Consider the following 13,661-nt stretch of genomic DNA (forward strand, 5'->3'; position numbering starts at 1 on the left):
ACCATCGAACTGCCAGAAGGCGTAGAGATGGTAATGCCAGGCGACAACGTGAACATGGTTGTAACCCTGATTCACCCAATCGCGATGGACGACGGTCTGCGTTTCGCAATCCGTGAAGGCGGCCGTACTGTAGGCGCTGGTGTTGTTGCTAAAGTTATCGCTTAATCGCGAATAATTTTTCGACACAAAAAAGGGCACTTAGGTGCCCTTTTTTTATGCAATTTGTACAAATCTTAATTGAAATAAAAACCATTCCTATTTAGACTCAATGCATTGGTTAAGAAGTGAGTCTCTCTATGTATGTATGTCTGTGTAATGCGGTGACTGACAAAGCGATCCGTAATGCGGTGCGTCAGCACAACCCCCATACCATGAAGCAACTGCGTGAACTTGTGCCGATTGGTACCGATTGTGGAAAGTGCATTCGTCAGGCAAGACAGATTATGGTGGAGGAACGCGGAACTATCATCCCAATGCATGAAGTTGCCTAACAAAGGGTAAGGTTATTTTTGACTCTTGGCTTACAGGTTCTACACTTTTAGAACTGGCCAGGAGGAGTTACCTATGAAAGGCGATAAAAAGATCATTGCTCACCTCAACAAACTGCTCGGCAACGAGCTGGTTGCCATCAATCAATATTTCCTGCACGCCCGCATGTTCAAGAATTGGGGTTTAATGCGCCTCAACGATAAGGAATACCACGAGTCGATCGACGAAATGAAACATGCCGATCGCTACATTGAACGCATCCTGTTCCTGGAAGGAATACCTAATCTGCAAGACCTCGGCAAGCTGAACATCGGCGAAGACATTGAAGAGATGCTGCGTTCCGATCTGGCGCTGGAATTGGCGGGTGCCAAGAACCTGCGCGAAGGTATCGCCTACGCCGACTCGATTCACGATTATGTCAGCCGTGATTTGATGATCGACATTCTGGCCGATGAAGAAGAGCATATCGACTGGCTGGAAACCGAGCTGGATCTGATCGCTCGCCTCGGCATTCAAAACTATGCCCAGGCCCAGATTTTAGAGCGCAAAGAGTAAGCCTGCCTTCCGTTTGTCATCGCCTCTCCTGCCGGTGACCGTTTTTACGGTGGGGCAGGGGAGCTGCCCGCCAAGCATAATTCATACCTTGACCGCCGCCTTCATCCCGTGACCGTCGCTGAAAGCGCAAAAATGACGATTTCCTGAGCATATTTCCAACTGCGACTTGCTTCCTGGGCCATTTTGCGTATAATGCGCGGGCTTACCTAATCTTGGTAAGCCTGATTTTAGCGAATCAGTCGATTGGCAGGCCTTTTTTGCCTTTCGAACAATACTCCCGATATGGGGGTTATATGTTGACGATTACACTCCCCCATCAATCGAAATGGGTGTGAGGAGTAATTATTTACGTTTATAAATAATTGGAGCTCTGGTCTCATGCAGAACCAAAGAATCCGTATCCGCCTGAAAGCGTTTGATCATCGTCTGATCGATCAATCAACCGCGGAAATCGTCGAGACTGCAAAGCGCACTGGTGCGCAAGTCCGTGGTCCGATCCCGCTGCCAACTCGCAAAGAGCGCTTTACCGTTCTGATCTCTCCGCACGTTAACAAAGACGCGCGCGATCAGTACGAGATTCGCACTCACAAGCGTCTGGTTGACATCGTTGAGCCAACCGAGAAAACCGTTGATGCTCTGATGCGTCTGGATCTGGCTGCCGGTGTAGACGTGCAGATCAGCCTGGGTTAATCAGGTCATTGAGCGATTGAGAGGTTGAAACAATGATTGGTTTAGTCGGTAAAAAAGTGGGTATGACCCGTATCTTCACTGAAGATGGCGTTTCTATCCCAGTAACCGTAATTGAAATTGAAGCGAACCGCGTGACTCAGGTTAAAAGCCTGGACACCGACGGTTACCGTGCCGTTCAGGTTACCACTGGTAGCAAAAAAGCTAACCGTGTAACCAAGCCGGAAGCGGGCCATTTCGCTAAAGCTGGCGTTGAAGCTGGCCGTGGTCTGTGGGAATTCCGCCTGGAAGAAGGTCAAGAATTCGCTGCAGGTCAGGAAATTAGCGTAGAAATCTTCGCTGACGTTAAAAAAGTCGATGTTACCGGTACTTCTAAAGGTAAAGGTTTTGCTGGCACTGTTAAGCGCTGGAACTTCCGTACCCAAGACGCTACCCACGGTAACTCCTTGTCTCACCGCGTTCCGGGTTCTATCGGTCAGAACCAGACTCCGGGCAAAGTGTTCAAAGGCAAGAAAATGGCTGGCCACCTGGGTGATGAGCGCGTAACCGTTCAAAGCCTGGACGTAGTACGTGTTGACGCTGAGCGCAACCTGCTGCTGGTTAAGGGTGCTGTACCGGGCGCAACCGGTGGCAACCTGATCGTTAAACCAGCTGTGAAGGCGTAAGGGGATAGCAATGGAATTAGTATTGAAAGACGCGCAAAGCGCGCTGACTGTTTCCGAAACTACCTTCGGTCGTGATTTCAACGAAGCGCTGGTACACCAGGTTGTTGTTGCTTATGCAGCAGGTGCCCGTCAAGGTACTCGTGCTCAGAAGACCCGTGCTGAAGTAACTGGTTCCGGCAAAAAGCCATGGCGTCAGAAAGGCACCGGCCGTGCGCGTTCAGGTTCTGTAAAGAGCCCGATCTGGCGTTCAGGCGGCGTGACCTTTGCTGCTAAGCCACAGGACCACAGTCAGAAAGTAAACAAAAAGATGTACCGCGGCGCGCTGAAAAGCATCCTGTCCGAACTGGTACGTCAAGATCGTCTGATCGTTGTCGAGAAGTTCTCTGTAGAAGCGCCTAAAACTAAGCTGCTGGCACAGAAACTGAAAGATATGGCTCTGGAAGACGTGCTGATCGTGACCGGTGAACTGGATGAGAATCTGTTCCTGGCAGCTCGCAACCTGTACAAGGTTGACGTGCGCGATGTAGCAGGTATCGATCCGGTTAGCCTGATCGCCTTCGACAAAGTGGTTATGACTGCTGATGCTGTGAAGCAAGTTGAGGAGATGCTGGCATGATCCGTGAAGAACGTTTGCTGAAAGTGCTGCGTGCACCGCACGTATCTGAAAAAGCATCCGCTGCGATGGAAAAAAGCAACACCATCGTTCTCAAAGTTGCCAAAGACGCGACCAAAGCAGAAATCAAAGCTGCAGTGCAGAAACTGTTTGAAGTCGAAGTCAAAGACGTGAACACCCTGGTAGTTAAAGGGAAAGTGAAGCGTCACGGTCAGCGTGTTGGTCGTCGTAGCGACTGGAAAAAAGCTTACGTCACCCTGAAAGAAGGCCAGAATCTGGACTTCATCGGCGGCGCAGAGTAAGTCGGAGGAGTAAGAACAATGGCAATTGTTAAATGTAAACCTACATCTCCGGGTCGTCGCCACGTTGTTAAAGTGGTTAACCCTGAGCTGCACAAGGGTAAACCTTATGCCCCGCTGCTGGAAAAACTGAGCAAAAGCGGTGGTCGTAACAACAATGGCCGTATCACCACCCGTCATATCGGTGGTGGCCACAAGCAACATTATCGTCTGGTTGACTTCAAGCGCAACAAAGACGGTATCCCTGCTGTGGTTGAGCGTCTGGAGTACGATCCGAACCGTTCCGCGAACATCGCGCTGGTTCTGTACAAAGACGGCGAACGCCGTTACATCCTGGCGCCGAAAGGCCTGAAAGCTGGTGACCAGATTCAATCTGGCGTTGATGCTGCAATCAAAGCGGGTAACACCCTGCCGATGCGCAACATTCCAGTTGGTTCAACGGTTCACAACGTAGAAATGAAACCAGGTAAAGGCGGCCAGATGGCTCGCTCCGCTGGTGCCTACGTTCAGATCGTTGCTCGTGATGGTTCCTACGTAACTCTGCGTCTGCGCTCCGGCGAAATGCGTAAAGTTCCAGCTGATTGCCGCGCCACCCTGGGTGAAGTCGGTAACGCTGAACACATGCTTCGCGTTCTGGGTAAAGCAGGTGCTGCACGTTGGCGTGGTGTTCGTCCTACCGTTCGCGGTACGGCGATGAACCCGGTAGATCACCCGCACGGTGGTGGTGAAGGTCGTAACTTTGGTAAGCACCCGGTAACTCCGTGGGGCGTTCAGACCAAAGGTAAGAAGACCCGTAGCAACAAGCGTACTGATAAGTTCATCGTACGTCGCCGTAGCAAAAAATAATTAGAGGATAAGCCATGCCACGTTCTCTCAAGAAAGGTCCTTTTATTGACCTGCACTTGCTGAAGAAGGTAGAGAAAGCGGTGGAAAGCGGTGACAAGAAGCCTTTGCGCACTTGGTCCCGTCGTTCAACGATCTTTCCTAACATGATCGGTTTGACCATCGCTGTCCATAATGGTCGTCAGCACGTACCAGTGTTCGTTTCCGATGAAATGGTCGGTCACAAACTGGGTGAATTCGCGCCGACTCGTACTTATCGCGGCCATGCGGCTGATAAAAAAGCTAAAAAGCGCTAAGGTAGGAGGAAGAGATGGAAACTATCGCTAAACATCGCCACGCTCGTTCTTCTGCTCAGAAGGTTCGCCTTGTTGCTGACCTGATTCGCGGTAAGAAAGTGTCGCAAGCTCTGGAAACTCTGACCTACACCAACAAGAAAGCTGCTGGTCTGGTTAAGAAAGTGCTGGAGTCTGCCATTGCTAACGCAGAACACAACGATGGCGCTGACATCGATGATCTGAAAGTTACGAAAATCTTCGTAGACGAAGGCCCAAGCATGAAGCGTATTATGCCGCGTGCAAAAGGTCGTGCAGATCGCATCCTGAAGCGCACCAGCCACATTACTGTGGTTGTGTCCGATCGCTGAGACTCTGGAGACTAGCAATGGGTCAGAAAGTACATCCTAATGGTATTCGCCTGGGTATTGTCAAACCTTGGAACTCTACTTGGTATGCGAATACCAAAGAATTCGCTGACAACCTGGACAGCGACTTTAAAGTTCGTCAATTCCTGACTAAGGAACTGTCGAAAGCTTCCGTTTCTCGCATCGTTATCGAGCGTCCTGCGAAGAGCATCCGTGTGACCATTCACACTGCTCGCCCAGGCATCGTTATCGGCAAGAAAGGTGAAGACGTCGAAAAACTGCGCAAGGTCGTAGCGGACATCGCTGGCGTTCCTGCACAGATCAACATCGCCGAAGTCCGTAAACCGGAACTCGACGCTAAATTGGTTGCTGACAGCATCACTTCTCAGCTGGAACGTCGCGTTATGTTCCGTCGTGCTATGAAGCGTGCAGTACAGAACGCAATGCGTCTTGGCGCTAAAGGTATCAAAGTTGAAGTAAGCGGCCGTCTTGGCGGCGCCGAAATCGCACGTACCGAATGGTACCGCGAAGGTCGTGTTCCATTGCACACTCTGCGTGCGGACATCGACTACAACACATCTGAAGCGCACACCACTTATGGTGTAATCGGCGTTAAGGTATGGATCTTCAAAGGTGAGATCCTGGGTGGTATGGCTGCAGTTGAACAACCGGAACCGGCTGCTCAACCTAAAAAGCAGCAGCGTAAAGGCCGCAAGTAAGGAGAGTCGCTGATGTTACAACCAAAGCGTACAAAATTCCGTAAGGTGCACAAGGGCCGCAACCGTGGTCTGGCGCAAGGTACGGATGTTAGCTTCGGCACTTTCGGTCTGAAAGCTGTTGGCCGTGGCCGTCTGACTGCTCGTCAAATCGAAGCAGCTCGTCGTGCAATGACTCGTGCAGTTAAGCGTCAAGGCAAGATCTGGATCCGTGTATTCCCGGACAAACCGATCACCGAGAAGCCGCTGGAAGTGCGTATGGGTAAAGGTAAGGGTAACGTGGAGTATTGGGTTGCCCTGATCCAGCCTGGTAAGGTCCTGTACGAAATGGACGGCGTGCCAGAAGAGGTTGCCCGCGAGGCATTCAAACTGGCAGCAGCGAAACTGCCGATCAAAACCACCTTTGTAACTAAGACGGTGATGTAATGAAAGCACAAGAGCTGCGTGAAAAAAGCGTTGAAGAGCTGAATGCCGAGCTGCTCAACCTGCTGCGTGAGCAATTCAACTTGCGCATGCAGGCGGCCAGTGGCCAGCTGCAACAAACTCACCTGTTGAAACAAGTGCGTCGTGACGTCGCACGCGTTAAGACTTTACTGACTCAAAAGGCGGGTGTGTAAATGACTGAAGTTATCCGTACCCTGCAGGGTCGTGTTGTTAGCGATAAAATGGAGAAATCCATCGTTGTTGCTATCGAGCGTACTGTGAAGCACCCGATCTACGGGAAATTCATCAAACGTACGACCAAGCTGCACGTACATGACGAGAACAACGAATGTGGTACCGGCGACGTGGTGGAAATCCGCGAATGCCGCCCACTGTCCAAGACCAAGTCCTGGACGTTGGTTCGCGTTGTAGAGAAAGCGATTCTGTAATAGAGTAGCTGGCTCTCACTTAATAAACGGCTCAGAAAATGAGCCGTTTATTTTTTCTACCCATACCAAGTAAGCGGTGTTATAATGCTGCGCCCTCGGTTATGGGGCTTTTCAACGGCCTAATTTTTACTTGGGTCTTTAAAGTAGTAGTTGACATTAGCGGAGCACTAAAATGATCCAAGAACAGACTATGCTGAACGTCGCCGACAACTCCGGTGCACGTCGCGTAATGTGTATCAAGGTTCTAGGTGGCTCGCACCGTCGCTACGCAGGCGTCGGCGACATCATCAAAATTACCATCAAGGAAGCAATTCCTCGCGGTAAGGTGAAGAAAGGCGATGTTCTGAAGGCGGTAGTGGTGCGCACCAAGAAGGGTGTACGTCGCCCGGACGGTTCTGTCATTCGCTTCGATGGCAATGCATGCGTTATTTTGAACAATAACAGCGAGCAGCCAATCGGTACGCGTATTTTTGGGCCGGTAACTCGTGAACTGCGTAATGAGAAGTTCATGAAAATTATCTCTCTGGCACCAGAAGTACTCTAAGGAGCGAACATGGCAGCGAAGATCCGTCGTGATGACGAAGTTATCGTGATTACCGGGAAAGACAAAGGTAAGCGCGGTAAAGTAAAAAATGTCCTGTCTGCTGGCAAGGTCATTGTTGAAGGCATCAACCTGGTTAAGAAACACCAGAAGCCGGTTCCGGCTCTGAACCAACCAGGCGGCATTGTTGAGAAAGAAGCTGCAATTCAGGTTTCTAACATTGCTATCTTCAACGCGGCTACCGGCAAGGCTGACCGTGTAGGCTTTAGATTCGAAGACGGCAAAAAAGTCCGTTTCTTCAAGTCTAACAGCGAAACTATCAAGTAATTTGGAGTAATACGATGGCGAAACTGCATGATTACTACAAAGACGAGGTAGTCAAACAACTGATGTCTCAGTTTGATTACAACTCTGTCATGCAAGTCCCTCGGGTCGAGAAGATCACCCTGAACATGGGTGTTGGTGAAGCGATTGCTGACAAGAAACTGCTGGATAACGCCGCAGCGGACCTGGCAGCCATCTCCGGTCAAAAACCGTTGATCACCAAAGCCCGCAAATCTGTTGCAGGCTTCAAAATCCGTCAGGGCTATCCGATCGGCTGTAAAGTAACTCTGCGTGGCGAACGCATGTGGGAGTTCTTTGAGCGTCTGATCTCCATTGCTGTTCCACGTATCCGTGACTTCCGTGGCCTGTCCGCCAAGTCATTCGATGGCCGTGGCAACTACAGCATGGGCGTGCGTGAGCAAATCATCTTCCCAGAAATCGACTACGACAAAGTCGATCGCGTTCGTGGTTTGGATATTACCATTACCACTACTGCGAAATCTGATGATGAAGGCCGCGCGCTGCTGGCTGCTTTTAACTTCCCGTTCCGCAAGTAAGGCAGGGTTACTGATGGCTAAGCAATCAATGAAAGCACGCGAAGTCAAGCGCGTGAAATTAGCTGACAAGTTCTTTGCAAAACGCGCTGAACTGAAAGCTATTATCTCTGATGTGAACGCATCCGATGAAGATCGTTGGAATGCCGTTCTCAAGCTGCAAACTCTGCCGCGTGATTCCAGCCCGTCTCGTCAGCGTAAACGCTGCCGCCAAACTGGCCGTCCACATGGTTATGTGGGCAAATTCGGGTTGAGCCGTATTAAGCTTCGTGAAGCCGCTATGCGCGGTGAAGTACCAGGCTTGAAAAAGGCTAGCTGGTAATTACCAATTGAATCACGGGAGTAAAGACAGATGAGCATGCAAGATCCGATCGCGGATATGCTGACCCGTATCCGTAACGGTCAAGCCGCGAACAAAGTTGCGGTCACCATGCCTTCCTCCAAGCTGAAAGTGGCAATTGCCAACGTGCTGAAGGAAGAAGGTTTTATTGAAGATTTCAAAATCGAAGGCGACGCCAAGCCTGTTCTGGAACTGGTACTGAAGTACTTCCAGGGCAAAGCTGTGGTAGAAAGCATTCAACGTATCAGCCGTCCAGGTCTGCGCATCTACAAGAAAAAAGATGAGCTGCCAAAAGTTATGGCCGGTTTGGGTATCGCTGTTGTTTCTACCTCTAAAGGTGTTATGACCGATCGTGCAGCTCGCCAGGCTGGTCTGGGTGGCGAGATTATCTGCTACGTAGCTTAATTCGGGAGGAAAGAATGTCTCGTGTTGCAAAAGCACCCGTCGTCATTCCTGCCGGCGTAGAGGTAAAACTCAACGGTCAGGTTATTTCGATTAAGGGTAAAAACGGCGAGTTGACTCGTACTATCCACGACGCCGTTGAAGTGAAGCAAGAAGCTAACGCACTGACTTTCGCTCCGCGCGAAGGTTTTGCTAACGCATGGGCCCAAGCGGGTACCACGCGCGCTCTGCTGAACGCAATGGTTGTTGGTGTTACCGAAGGCTTCACCAAGAAGCTTCAACTGGTAGGTGTTGGTTATCGTGCTGCCGTTAAAGGCAACGTGGTGAATTTGGCCCTGGGCTTCTCTCACCCTATCGATCACCAGCTGCCGGCAGGTATCACTGCTGAATGCCCAAGCCAAACTGAAATCGTGCTGAAAGGCGCTGATAAGCAGGTAATTGGCCAGGTAGCAGCAGATCTGCGCGCTTACCGTCGTCCTGAGCCTTACAAAGGCAAGGGTGTTCGTTACGCCGACGAAGTCGTGCGTACCAAAGAGGCTAAGAAGAAGTAAGGTAACACTATGGATAAGAAATCTGCTCGTATCCGTCGTGCGACCCGCGCACGCCGCAAGCTCCAAGAGCTGGGTGCAACCCGCCTGGTGGTACATCGTACCCCGCGTCACATTTACGCACAGGTGATTGCTCCAAACGGTTCTGAAGTACTGGTAGCCGCTTCTACTTTAGAAAAAGCTATCGCGGAGCAACTGAAGTATTCCGGTAACAAAGACGCAGCAGCAGCCGTAGGTAAAGCTCTGGCTGAGCGCGCGTTGGAAAAAGGGATTGCGAAAGTATCCTTTGACCGTTCCGGTTTCCAATATCATGGTCGAGTCCAGGCACTGGCAGATGCTGCCCGTGAAGCTGGCCTTCAGTTCTAAGGAAGAGGTTTAAGATGGCTCACATCGAAAAACAAGCTGGCGAACTGCAGGAAAAGCTGATCGCGGTAAACCGCGTATCTAAAACCGTAAAAGGTGGCCGTATTTTCAGCTTTACCGCACTGACTGTAGTTGGTGATGGTAACGGTCGCGTTGGTTTTGGCTACGGCAAAGCACGCGAAGTTCCAGCAGCGATCCAGAAAGCGATGGAAAAAGCCCGTCGCAACATGATGAACGTCGCGCTGAACAGCGGCACCCTGCAGCACCCTGTTAAGGGCGCTCACACGGGTTCTCGCGTGTTCATGCAGCCTGCTCATGAAGGTACCGGTATCATCGCGGGCGGTGCAATGCGCGCCGTTCTCGAAGTTGCTGGGGTGCACAACGTATTGGCTAAAGCTTATGGTTCCACCAACCCGATCAACGTGGTTCGTGCAACTATCGACGCTCTGGCGAATATGAAGTCTCCTGAAATGGTCGCTGCTAAGCGTGGTAAATCCGTTGCCGACATTCTGGGGTAATTGACCATGGCTAAGACTATTAAAGTTACACAAACTCGCAGCTCAATTGGCCGTCTGCCGAAGCATAAAGCTACTCTGCTCGGTCTGGGTCTGCGTCGTATTGGTCACACCGTAGAGCGCGAGGATACTCCTGCTGTTCGCGGTATGGTCAACCTGGTTTCCTACATGGTTAAAGTTGAGGAGTAACAGATGCGTTTAAATACTCTGTCTCCGGCTGAAGGTGCCAAGCATGCGCCTAAGCGTGTAGGTCGTGGTATTGGTTCTGGCCTGGGTAAAACCGGCGGCCGTGGTCACAAAGGTCAGAAGTCTCGTTCTGGCGGTGGCGTACGTCGTGGTTTCGAAGGTGGTCAGATGCCTCTGTACCGTCGTCTGCCGAAATTCGGCTTCACTTCACGCAAAGCGATGATCACGGCAGAAGTTCGTCTGTCTGAACTGGCTCTGGTTGAAGGCGATGTTATCGACCTGAACGCGCTGAAAGCCGCTAACGTAGTTGGTGTCCAGATCGAATTCGCGAAAGTTGTACTTTCTGGCGAAGTCGCTCGTCCGGTAACCCTGCGTGGTCTGCGTGTCACCAAAGGCGCTCGTGCTGCTATCGAGGCTGCTGGCGGTAAAATTGAGGAATAAGTAGCAGATGGCTAAGCAACCAGGATTAGATTTTCAAAGTGCTAAAGGCGGGCTCGGCGAGCTGAAGCGCAGACTTTTGTTTGTCATCGGCGCGCTGATTGTCTTCCGCATCGGCTCTTTCATTCCGATTCCTGGTATCGATGCCACTGTGCTTGCCAAATTGCTTGAGCAGCAGAGAGGCACTATCATTGAAATGTTTAACATGTTCTCTGGTGGTGCCCTCAGCCGTGCTTCTATCTTTGCTCTGGGGATCATGCCGTATATCTCGGCGTCGATCATTATCCAGCTGCTGACGGTGGTTCATCCAGCGTTGGCGGAAATCAAGAAAGAAGGGGAGGCTGGCCGTCGCAAGATTAGCCAGTACACCCGCTACGGTACGCTGGTATTGGCCATATTCCAGTCGATCGGTATTGCTACCGGTCTGCCGAATATGCCTGGTATGCAGGGCCTGGTGTTAAACCCAGGCTTTGCATTCTACTTTACTGCGGTTGTGAGCCTGGTAACCGGGACAATGTTCCTGATGTGGTTGGGTGAGCAGATTACTGAGCGCGGTATCGGCAACGGTATCTCGATCATTATCTTCGCGGGTATTGTAGCGGGGCTCCCGCCGGCAGTGGCCCATACTATCGAGCAAGCGCGGCAAGGCGACCTGCACTTCCTCCTGCTGCTGTTGGTTGCAGTATTGGTGTTTGCAGTAACCTTCTTCGTTGTTTTCATCGAGCGTGGTCAACGTCGTATCGTCGTTAACTATGCGAAGCGTCAACAAGGTCGTCGTGTTTATGCAGCACAGAGTACACACTTACCGTTGAAAGTGAACATGGCGGGTGTTATCCCGGCGATTTTCGCTTCCAGCATTATTCTGTTCCCGGCCACGATTGCATCATGGTTTGGGGGCGGTACCGGTTGGAACTGGCTGACTACGATTTCGCTGTATTTGCAGCCAGGGCAACCGCTTTATGTGTTACTCTATGCGTCTGCAATCATCTTCTTCTGTTTCTTCTACACGGCGTTGGTCTTCAACCCGCGTGAGACAGCAGATAACCTGAAGAAGTCCGGTGCCTTCGTACCAGGAATTCGTCCGGGAGAGCAAACGGCGAAGTATATCGATAAAGTAATGACGCGTTTAACCCTGGTGGGCGCGATGTACATTACTTTCATCTGCCTGATCCCGGAGTTCATGCGTGATGCAATGAAAGTACCATTCTACTTTGGTGGTACCTCGCTACTGATCGTGGTTGTCGTCATCATGGACTTTATGGCTCAAGTGCAAACTCTGATGATGTCAAGTCAGTACGAGTCTGCATTGAAGAAAGCAAATCTGAAAGGCTATAACCGCTAGTCAGATTCGTTTGAGAAGTTACGGAGAGTAAAAATGAAAGTTCGTGCTTCCGTCAAGAAATTATGTCGTAACTGCAAAATCGTTAAGCGTAACGGTGTCGTTCGTGTGATTTGCAGCGCCGAGCCGAAGCATAAACAGCGTCAAGGCTGATTATCTCGCATATTTTTCTTGCAAAGTTGGGTTGAGCTGGCTAGATTAGCCAGCCAATCTTTTGTATGTCGCACTGCAACATTATTTGAGTATCCTGAAAACGGGCTTTTCAGAATGGTGTTGCTGTATAAAATAGTAGGAGTGCATAGTGGCCCGTATAGCAGGCATTAACATTCCTGATCATAAACATACCGTTATCGCCTTAACGTCGATCTTCGGTATCGGTAAAACCCGTTCACAGGCTATCTGTGCATCCACGGGTATTGCTGAAAATGTTAAGATCAGTGAGCTGTCTGAAGAGCAAATCGAAAAGCTTCGTGATGCAGTTGCCAAATACACCGTTGAGGGTGATTTGCGTCGTGAAATTACCCTGAGCATCAAGCGTCTTATGGACCTTGGTTGCTATCGTGGTTTGCGTCATCGTCGTGGTCTGCCGGTACGCGGTCAGCGCACCAAGACCAACGCTCGTACCCGTAAGGGTCCGCGCAAGCCGATCAAGAAATAATCGGGGTTATTGAATAATGGCAAAGGCACCTGTTCGTACACGTAAGCGTGTAAGAAAGCAAGTCTCTGACGGCGTGGCTCATATCCATGCTTCTTTCAACAACACCATCGTTACCATCACTGATCGTCAGGGTAATGCTTTGGGTTGGGCAACAGCCGGTGGTTCCGGTTTCCGTGGTTCTCGTAAGTCCACTCCGTTCGCAGCACAGGTTGCAGCAGAACGTTGTGCTGACGCAGTGAAAGAATACGGTATCAAGAACCTGGAAGTTATGGTTAAAGGACCTGGTCCTGGTCGTGAGTCTACTATCCGCGCTCTGAACGCGGCTGGTTTCCGCATCACTAACATTACTGATGTGACTCCGATCCCTCATAACGGTTGTCGTCCGCCGAAAAAGCGCCGCGTGTAACGCAGCTTTTAGGATTGTTGGAGAAAGAAAATGGCAAGATATTTGGGTCCTAAGCTCAAGCTGAGCCGTCGTGAGGGCACAGACCTGTTCCTTAAGTCTGGCGTTCGCGCGATCGATTCCAAGTGTAAAATTGAACAAGCACCTGGTCAGCACGGTGCGCGTAAACCGCGTCTGTCTGATTACGGTGTTCAGTTGCGTGAGAAGCAGAAAGTTCGTCGTATGTACGGCATTCTGGAGCGTCAATTCCGCAACTATTACAAAGAAGCAACCCGCCTGAAGGGCAACACCGGTGAAAACCTGTTGCAGCTGCTGGAAGGTCGTCTGGACAACGTTGTTTACCGTATGGGCTTCGGCGCTACTCGTGCAGAGTCACGTCAGCTGGTTAGCCACAAAGCAGTTATGGTAAACGGTCGCGTTGTTAACATCGCTTCTTATCAGGTATCTCCGAATGACGTAGTCAGCATCCGCGAGAAAGCTAAAAAGCAGTCTCGTGTTAAAGCTTCTCTGGAGCTGGCTGAGCAGCGTGAAAAGCCGACTTGGCTGGAAGTTGATGCTGCTAAGATGGAAGGCGTGTTCAAGCGTATGCCTGAACGTACCGATCTGTCTGCGGACATTAACGAACACCTGATCGTCGAGCTTTACTCCAAGTAAAGCTTAGTACCAAAGAG

The 13,661-nt window shown here is 50.7% G+C and carries 28 protein-coding genes and 1 pseudogene; all 29 read left to right on the forward strand.

What is annotated here, in order from left to right:
• Positions 1–165, forward strand: a pseudogene (gene tuf / locus ACJ8KE_RS23410) (elongation factor Tu); the annotation flags it as partial.
• 131 nt (positions 166–296) lie between these two features.
• Positions 297–491: a bacterioferritin-associated ferredoxin gene (bfd, locus tag ACJ8KE_RS23415; protein ID WP_015379266.1), complete on the forward strand. Its 195-nt coding sequence runs from the start codon at positions 297–299 to the stop codon at positions 489–491.
• 73 nt (positions 492–564) lie between these two features.
• Positions 565–1,044 (forward strand): bacterioferritin, encoded by a 480-nt coding sequence (gene bfr, locus ACJ8KE_RS23420; RefSeq protein WP_004929784.1) that lies wholly within the window; start codon positions 565–567, stop codon positions 1,042–1,044.
• 378 nt (positions 1,045–1,422) lie between these two features.
• Positions 1,423–1,734: a 30S ribosomal protein S10 gene (rpsJ, locus tag ACJ8KE_RS23425; RefSeq protein ID WP_001181005.1), complete on the forward strand. Its 312-nt coding sequence runs from the start codon at positions 1,423–1,425 to the stop codon at positions 1,732–1,734.
• Positions 1,735–1,766: 32 nt separating this feature from the next.
• A complete protein-coding gene (gene rplC, locus ACJ8KE_RS23430; RefSeq protein WP_015379265.1) occupies positions 1,767–2,396 on the forward strand; it encodes a 50S ribosomal protein L3 in 630 nt (209 codons plus the stop codon).
• A gap of 10 nt (positions 2,397–2,406) precedes the next feature.
• Entirely contained in the window at positions 2,407–3,012 is a 606-nt protein-coding gene (gene rplD, locus ACJ8KE_RS23435) for a 50S ribosomal protein L4 (RefSeq protein ID WP_004929779.1), read from the forward strand.
• On the forward strand, positions 3,009–3,311 hold the full coding sequence (rplW, locus tag ACJ8KE_RS23440; protein ID WP_004929776.1) for a 50S ribosomal protein L23: 303 nt from the start codon (positions 3,009–3,011) through the stop codon (positions 3,309–3,311). The genes rplD and rplW overlap by 4 nt, the downstream gene beginning before the upstream one ends.
• A gap of 18 nt (positions 3,312–3,329) precedes the next feature.
• The gene (gene rplB / locus ACJ8KE_RS23445) at positions 3,330–4,154 is read left to right on the forward strand and encodes a 50S ribosomal protein L2 (RefSeq protein WP_004929775.1); all 825 of its coding nucleotides are present in this window, start codon (positions 3,330–3,332) and stop codon (positions 4,152–4,154) included.
• Positions 4,155–4,168: 14 nt separating this feature from the next.
• Positions 4,169–4,447 (forward strand): 30S ribosomal protein S19, encoded by a 279-nt coding sequence (gene rpsS / locus ACJ8KE_RS23450; RefSeq protein WP_004929772.1) that lies wholly within the window; start codon positions 4,169–4,171, stop codon positions 4,445–4,447.
• 14 nt (positions 4,448–4,461) lie between these two features.
• Positions 4,462–4,794: a 50S ribosomal protein L22 gene (rplV, locus tag ACJ8KE_RS23455; protein WP_002223844.1), complete on the forward strand. Its 333-nt coding sequence runs from the start codon at positions 4,462–4,464 to the stop codon at positions 4,792–4,794.
• 17 nt (positions 4,795–4,811) lie between these two features.
• Entirely contained in the window at positions 4,812–5,510 is a 699-nt protein-coding gene (rpsC, locus tag ACJ8KE_RS23460) for a 30S ribosomal protein S3 (protein ID WP_004929766.1), read from the forward strand.
• A 12-nt stretch (positions 5,511–5,522) separates the two neighbouring features.
• Positions 5,523–5,933, forward strand: coding sequence for a 50S ribosomal protein L16 (gene rplP, locus ACJ8KE_RS23465; RefSeq protein ID WP_004929764.1), 411 nt, complete (start codon positions 5,523–5,525; stop codon positions 5,931–5,933).
• Positions 5,933–6,124, forward strand: a complete 192-nt coding sequence (gene rpmC, locus ACJ8KE_RS23470) for a 50S ribosomal protein L29 (protein WP_004929762.1) — start codon at positions 5,933–5,935, stop codon at positions 6,122–6,124. Before rplP ends, rpmC begins: the two co-directional genes overlap by 1 nt.
• Entirely contained in the window at positions 6,125–6,379 is a 255-nt protein-coding gene (gene rpsQ / locus ACJ8KE_RS23475; protein WP_004929760.1) for a 30S ribosomal protein S17, read from the forward strand.
• 172 nt (positions 6,380–6,551) lie between these two features.
• Positions 6,552–6,923 carry a 50S ribosomal protein L14 gene (gene rplN, locus ACJ8KE_RS23480; RefSeq protein WP_000613954.1) on the forward strand — a complete coding sequence of 124 codons (372 nt, stop codon included), beginning with the start codon at positions 6,552–6,554 and terminating at the stop codon, positions 6,921–6,923.
• Between the two features lie 9 nt (positions 6,924–6,932).
• Positions 6,933–7,247, forward strand: a complete 315-nt coding sequence (gene rplX / locus ACJ8KE_RS23485) for a 50S ribosomal protein L24 (RefSeq protein ID WP_004929758.1) — start codon at positions 6,933–6,935, stop codon at positions 7,245–7,247.
• A gap of 14 nt (positions 7,248–7,261) precedes the next feature.
• On the forward strand, positions 7,262–7,801 hold the full coding sequence (gene rplE / locus ACJ8KE_RS23490) for a 50S ribosomal protein L5 (protein ID WP_004929756.1): 540 nt from the start codon (positions 7,262–7,264) through the stop codon (positions 7,799–7,801).
• Positions 7,802–7,814: 13 nt separating this feature from the next.
• Complete coding sequence (gene rpsN, locus ACJ8KE_RS23495) at positions 7,815–8,120, forward strand: 30S ribosomal protein S14 (protein WP_004929754.1); 306 nt, start codon at positions 7,815–7,817, stop codon at positions 8,118–8,120.
• A 30-nt stretch (positions 8,121–8,150) separates the two neighbouring features.
• Positions 8,151–8,543 (forward strand): 30S ribosomal protein S8, encoded by a 393-nt coding sequence (rpsH, locus tag ACJ8KE_RS23500; RefSeq protein ID WP_004929753.1) that lies wholly within the window; start codon positions 8,151–8,153, stop codon positions 8,541–8,543.
• Between the two features lie 14 nt (positions 8,544–8,557).
• Complete coding sequence (rplF, locus tag ACJ8KE_RS23505; RefSeq protein ID WP_004929751.1) at positions 8,558–9,091, forward strand: 50S ribosomal protein L6; 534 nt, start codon at positions 8,558–8,560, stop codon at positions 9,089–9,091.
• Between the two features lie 9 nt (positions 9,092–9,100).
• Entirely contained in the window at positions 9,101–9,454 is a 354-nt protein-coding gene (gene rplR, locus ACJ8KE_RS23510; RefSeq protein WP_004929748.1) for a 50S ribosomal protein L18, read from the forward strand.
• A gap of 14 nt (positions 9,455–9,468) precedes the next feature.
• Positions 9,469–9,969 (forward strand): 30S ribosomal protein S5, encoded by a 501-nt coding sequence (rpsE, locus tag ACJ8KE_RS23515; protein WP_004929747.1) that lies wholly within the window; start codon positions 9,469–9,471, stop codon positions 9,967–9,969.
• Positions 9,970–9,975: 6 nt separating this feature from the next.
• Positions 9,976–10,155, forward strand: coding sequence for a 50S ribosomal protein L30 (gene rpmD / locus ACJ8KE_RS23520; RefSeq protein WP_048232028.1), 180 nt, complete (start codon positions 9,976–9,978; stop codon positions 10,153–10,155).
• A gap of 3 nt (positions 10,156–10,158) precedes the next feature.
• Complete coding sequence (rplO, locus tag ACJ8KE_RS23525) at positions 10,159–10,593, forward strand: 50S ribosomal protein L15 (protein WP_004929742.1); 435 nt, start codon at positions 10,159–10,161, stop codon at positions 10,591–10,593.
• A 7-nt stretch (positions 10,594–10,600) separates the two neighbouring features.
• The gene (secY, locus tag ACJ8KE_RS23530) at positions 10,601–11,932 is read left to right on the forward strand and encodes a preprotein translocase subunit SecY (protein ID WP_004929740.1); all 1,332 of its coding nucleotides are present in this window, start codon (positions 10,601–10,603) and stop codon (positions 11,930–11,932) included.
• Positions 11,933–11,965: 33 nt separating this feature from the next.
• On the forward strand, positions 11,966–12,082 hold the full coding sequence (gene rpmJ, locus ACJ8KE_RS23535) for a 50S ribosomal protein L36 (RefSeq protein ID WP_002227352.1): 117 nt from the start codon (positions 11,966–11,968) through the stop codon (positions 12,080–12,082).
• A 148-nt stretch (positions 12,083–12,230) separates the two neighbouring features.
• Positions 12,231–12,587 carry a 30S ribosomal protein S13 gene (gene rpsM, locus ACJ8KE_RS23540; protein ID WP_004929734.1) on the forward strand — a complete coding sequence of 119 codons (357 nt, stop codon included), beginning with the start codon at positions 12,231–12,233 and terminating at the stop codon, positions 12,585–12,587.
• A gap of 16 nt (positions 12,588–12,603) precedes the next feature.
• Entirely contained in the window at positions 12,604–12,993 is a 390-nt protein-coding gene (gene rpsK / locus ACJ8KE_RS23545) for a 30S ribosomal protein S11 (RefSeq protein WP_004929731.1), read from the forward strand.
• A 30-nt stretch (positions 12,994–13,023) separates the two neighbouring features.
• The gene (gene rpsD / locus ACJ8KE_RS23550) at positions 13,024–13,644 is read left to right on the forward strand and encodes a 30S ribosomal protein S4 (RefSeq protein WP_004929729.1); all 621 of its coding nucleotides are present in this window, start codon (positions 13,024–13,026) and stop codon (positions 13,642–13,644) included.
• Positions 13,645–13,661 lie beyond the last annotated feature (17 nt).

This window comes from Serratia sp. CY56464, from assembly GCF_052168435.1.
Classification (GTDB): domain Bacteria; phylum Pseudomonadota; class Gammaproteobacteria; order Enterobacterales; family Enterobacteriaceae; genus Serratia; species Serratia marcescens.

Excerpts from the sequence above, each read along its gene's own strand:
- bfd (WP_015379266.1), top strand. The coding sequence starts at position 297 with ATGTATGTATGTCTGTGTAATGCGGTGACTGACAAAGCGATCCGTAAT.
- bfr (WP_004929784.1), top strand. The coding sequence starts at position 565 with ATGAAAGGCGATAAAAAGATCATTGCTCACCTCAACAAACTGCTCGGC.
- rpsJ (WP_001181005.1), top strand. The coding sequence starts at position 1,423 with ATGCAGAACCAAAGAATCCGTATCCGCCTGAAAGCGTTTGATCATCGT.
- rplC (WP_015379265.1), top strand. The coding sequence starts at position 1,767 with ATGATTGGTTTAGTCGGTAAAAAAGTGGGTATGACCCGTATCTTCACT.
- rplD (WP_004929779.1), top strand. The coding sequence starts at position 2,407 with ATGGAATTAGTATTGAAAGACGCGCAAAGCGCGCTGACTGTTTCCGAA.
- rplW (WP_004929776.1), top strand. The coding sequence starts at position 3,009 with ATGATCCGTGAAGAACGTTTGCTGAAAGTGCTGCGTGCACCGCACGTA.
- rplB (WP_004929775.1), top strand. The coding sequence starts at position 3,330 with ATGGCAATTGTTAAATGTAAACCTACATCTCCGGGTCGTCGCCACGTT.
- rpsS (WP_004929772.1), top strand. The coding sequence starts at position 4,169 with ATGCCACGTTCTCTCAAGAAAGGTCCTTTTATTGACCTGCACTTGCTG.
- rplV (WP_002223844.1), top strand. The coding sequence starts at position 4,462 with ATGGAAACTATCGCTAAACATCGCCACGCTCGTTCTTCTGCTCAGAAG.
- rpsC (WP_004929766.1), top strand. The coding sequence starts at position 4,812 with ATGGGTCAGAAAGTACATCCTAATGGTATTCGCCTGGGTATTGTCAAA.
- rplP (WP_004929764.1), top strand. The coding sequence starts at position 5,523 with ATGTTACAACCAAAGCGTACAAAATTCCGTAAGGTGCACAAGGGCCGC.
- rpmC (WP_004929762.1), top strand. The coding sequence starts at position 5,933 with ATGAAAGCACAAGAGCTGCGTGAAAAAAGCGTTGAAGAGCTGAATGCC.
- rpsQ (WP_004929760.1), top strand. The coding sequence starts at position 6,125 with ATGACTGAAGTTATCCGTACCCTGCAGGGTCGTGTTGTTAGCGATAAA.
- rplN (WP_000613954.1), top strand. The coding sequence starts at position 6,552 with ATGATCCAAGAACAGACTATGCTGAACGTCGCCGACAACTCCGGTGCA.
- rplX (WP_004929758.1), top strand. The coding sequence starts at position 6,933 with ATGGCAGCGAAGATCCGTCGTGATGACGAAGTTATCGTGATTACCGGG.
- rplE (WP_004929756.1), top strand. The coding sequence starts at position 7,262 with ATGGCGAAACTGCATGATTACTACAAAGACGAGGTAGTCAAACAACTG.
- rpsN (WP_004929754.1), top strand. The coding sequence starts at position 7,815 with ATGGCTAAGCAATCAATGAAAGCACGCGAAGTCAAGCGCGTGAAATTA.
- rpsH (WP_004929753.1), top strand. The coding sequence starts at position 8,151 with ATGAGCATGCAAGATCCGATCGCGGATATGCTGACCCGTATCCGTAAC.
- rplF (WP_004929751.1), top strand. The coding sequence starts at position 8,558 with ATGTCTCGTGTTGCAAAAGCACCCGTCGTCATTCCTGCCGGCGTAGAG.
- rplR (WP_004929748.1), top strand. The coding sequence starts at position 9,101 with ATGGATAAGAAATCTGCTCGTATCCGTCGTGCGACCCGCGCACGCCGC.
- rpsE (WP_004929747.1), top strand. The coding sequence starts at position 9,469 with ATGGCTCACATCGAAAAACAAGCTGGCGAACTGCAGGAAAAGCTGATC.
- rpmD (WP_048232028.1), top strand. The coding sequence starts at position 9,976 with ATGGCTAAGACTATTAAAGTTACACAAACTCGCAGCTCAATTGGCCGT.
- rplO (WP_004929742.1), top strand. The coding sequence starts at position 10,159 with ATGCGTTTAAATACTCTGTCTCCGGCTGAAGGTGCCAAGCATGCGCCT.
- secY (WP_004929740.1), top strand. The coding sequence starts at position 10,601 with ATGGCTAAGCAACCAGGATTAGATTTTCAAAGTGCTAAAGGCGGGCTC.
- rpmJ (WP_002227352.1), top strand. The coding sequence starts at position 11,966 with ATGAAAGTTCGTGCTTCCGTCAAGAAATTATGTCGTAACTGCAAAATC.
- rpsK (WP_004929731.1), top strand. The coding sequence starts at position 12,604 with ATGGCAAAGGCACCTGTTCGTACACGTAAGCGTGTAAGAAAGCAAGTC.
- rpsD (WP_004929729.1), top strand. The coding sequence starts at position 13,024 with ATGGCAAGATATTTGGGTCCTAAGCTCAAGCTGAGCCGTCGTGAGGGC.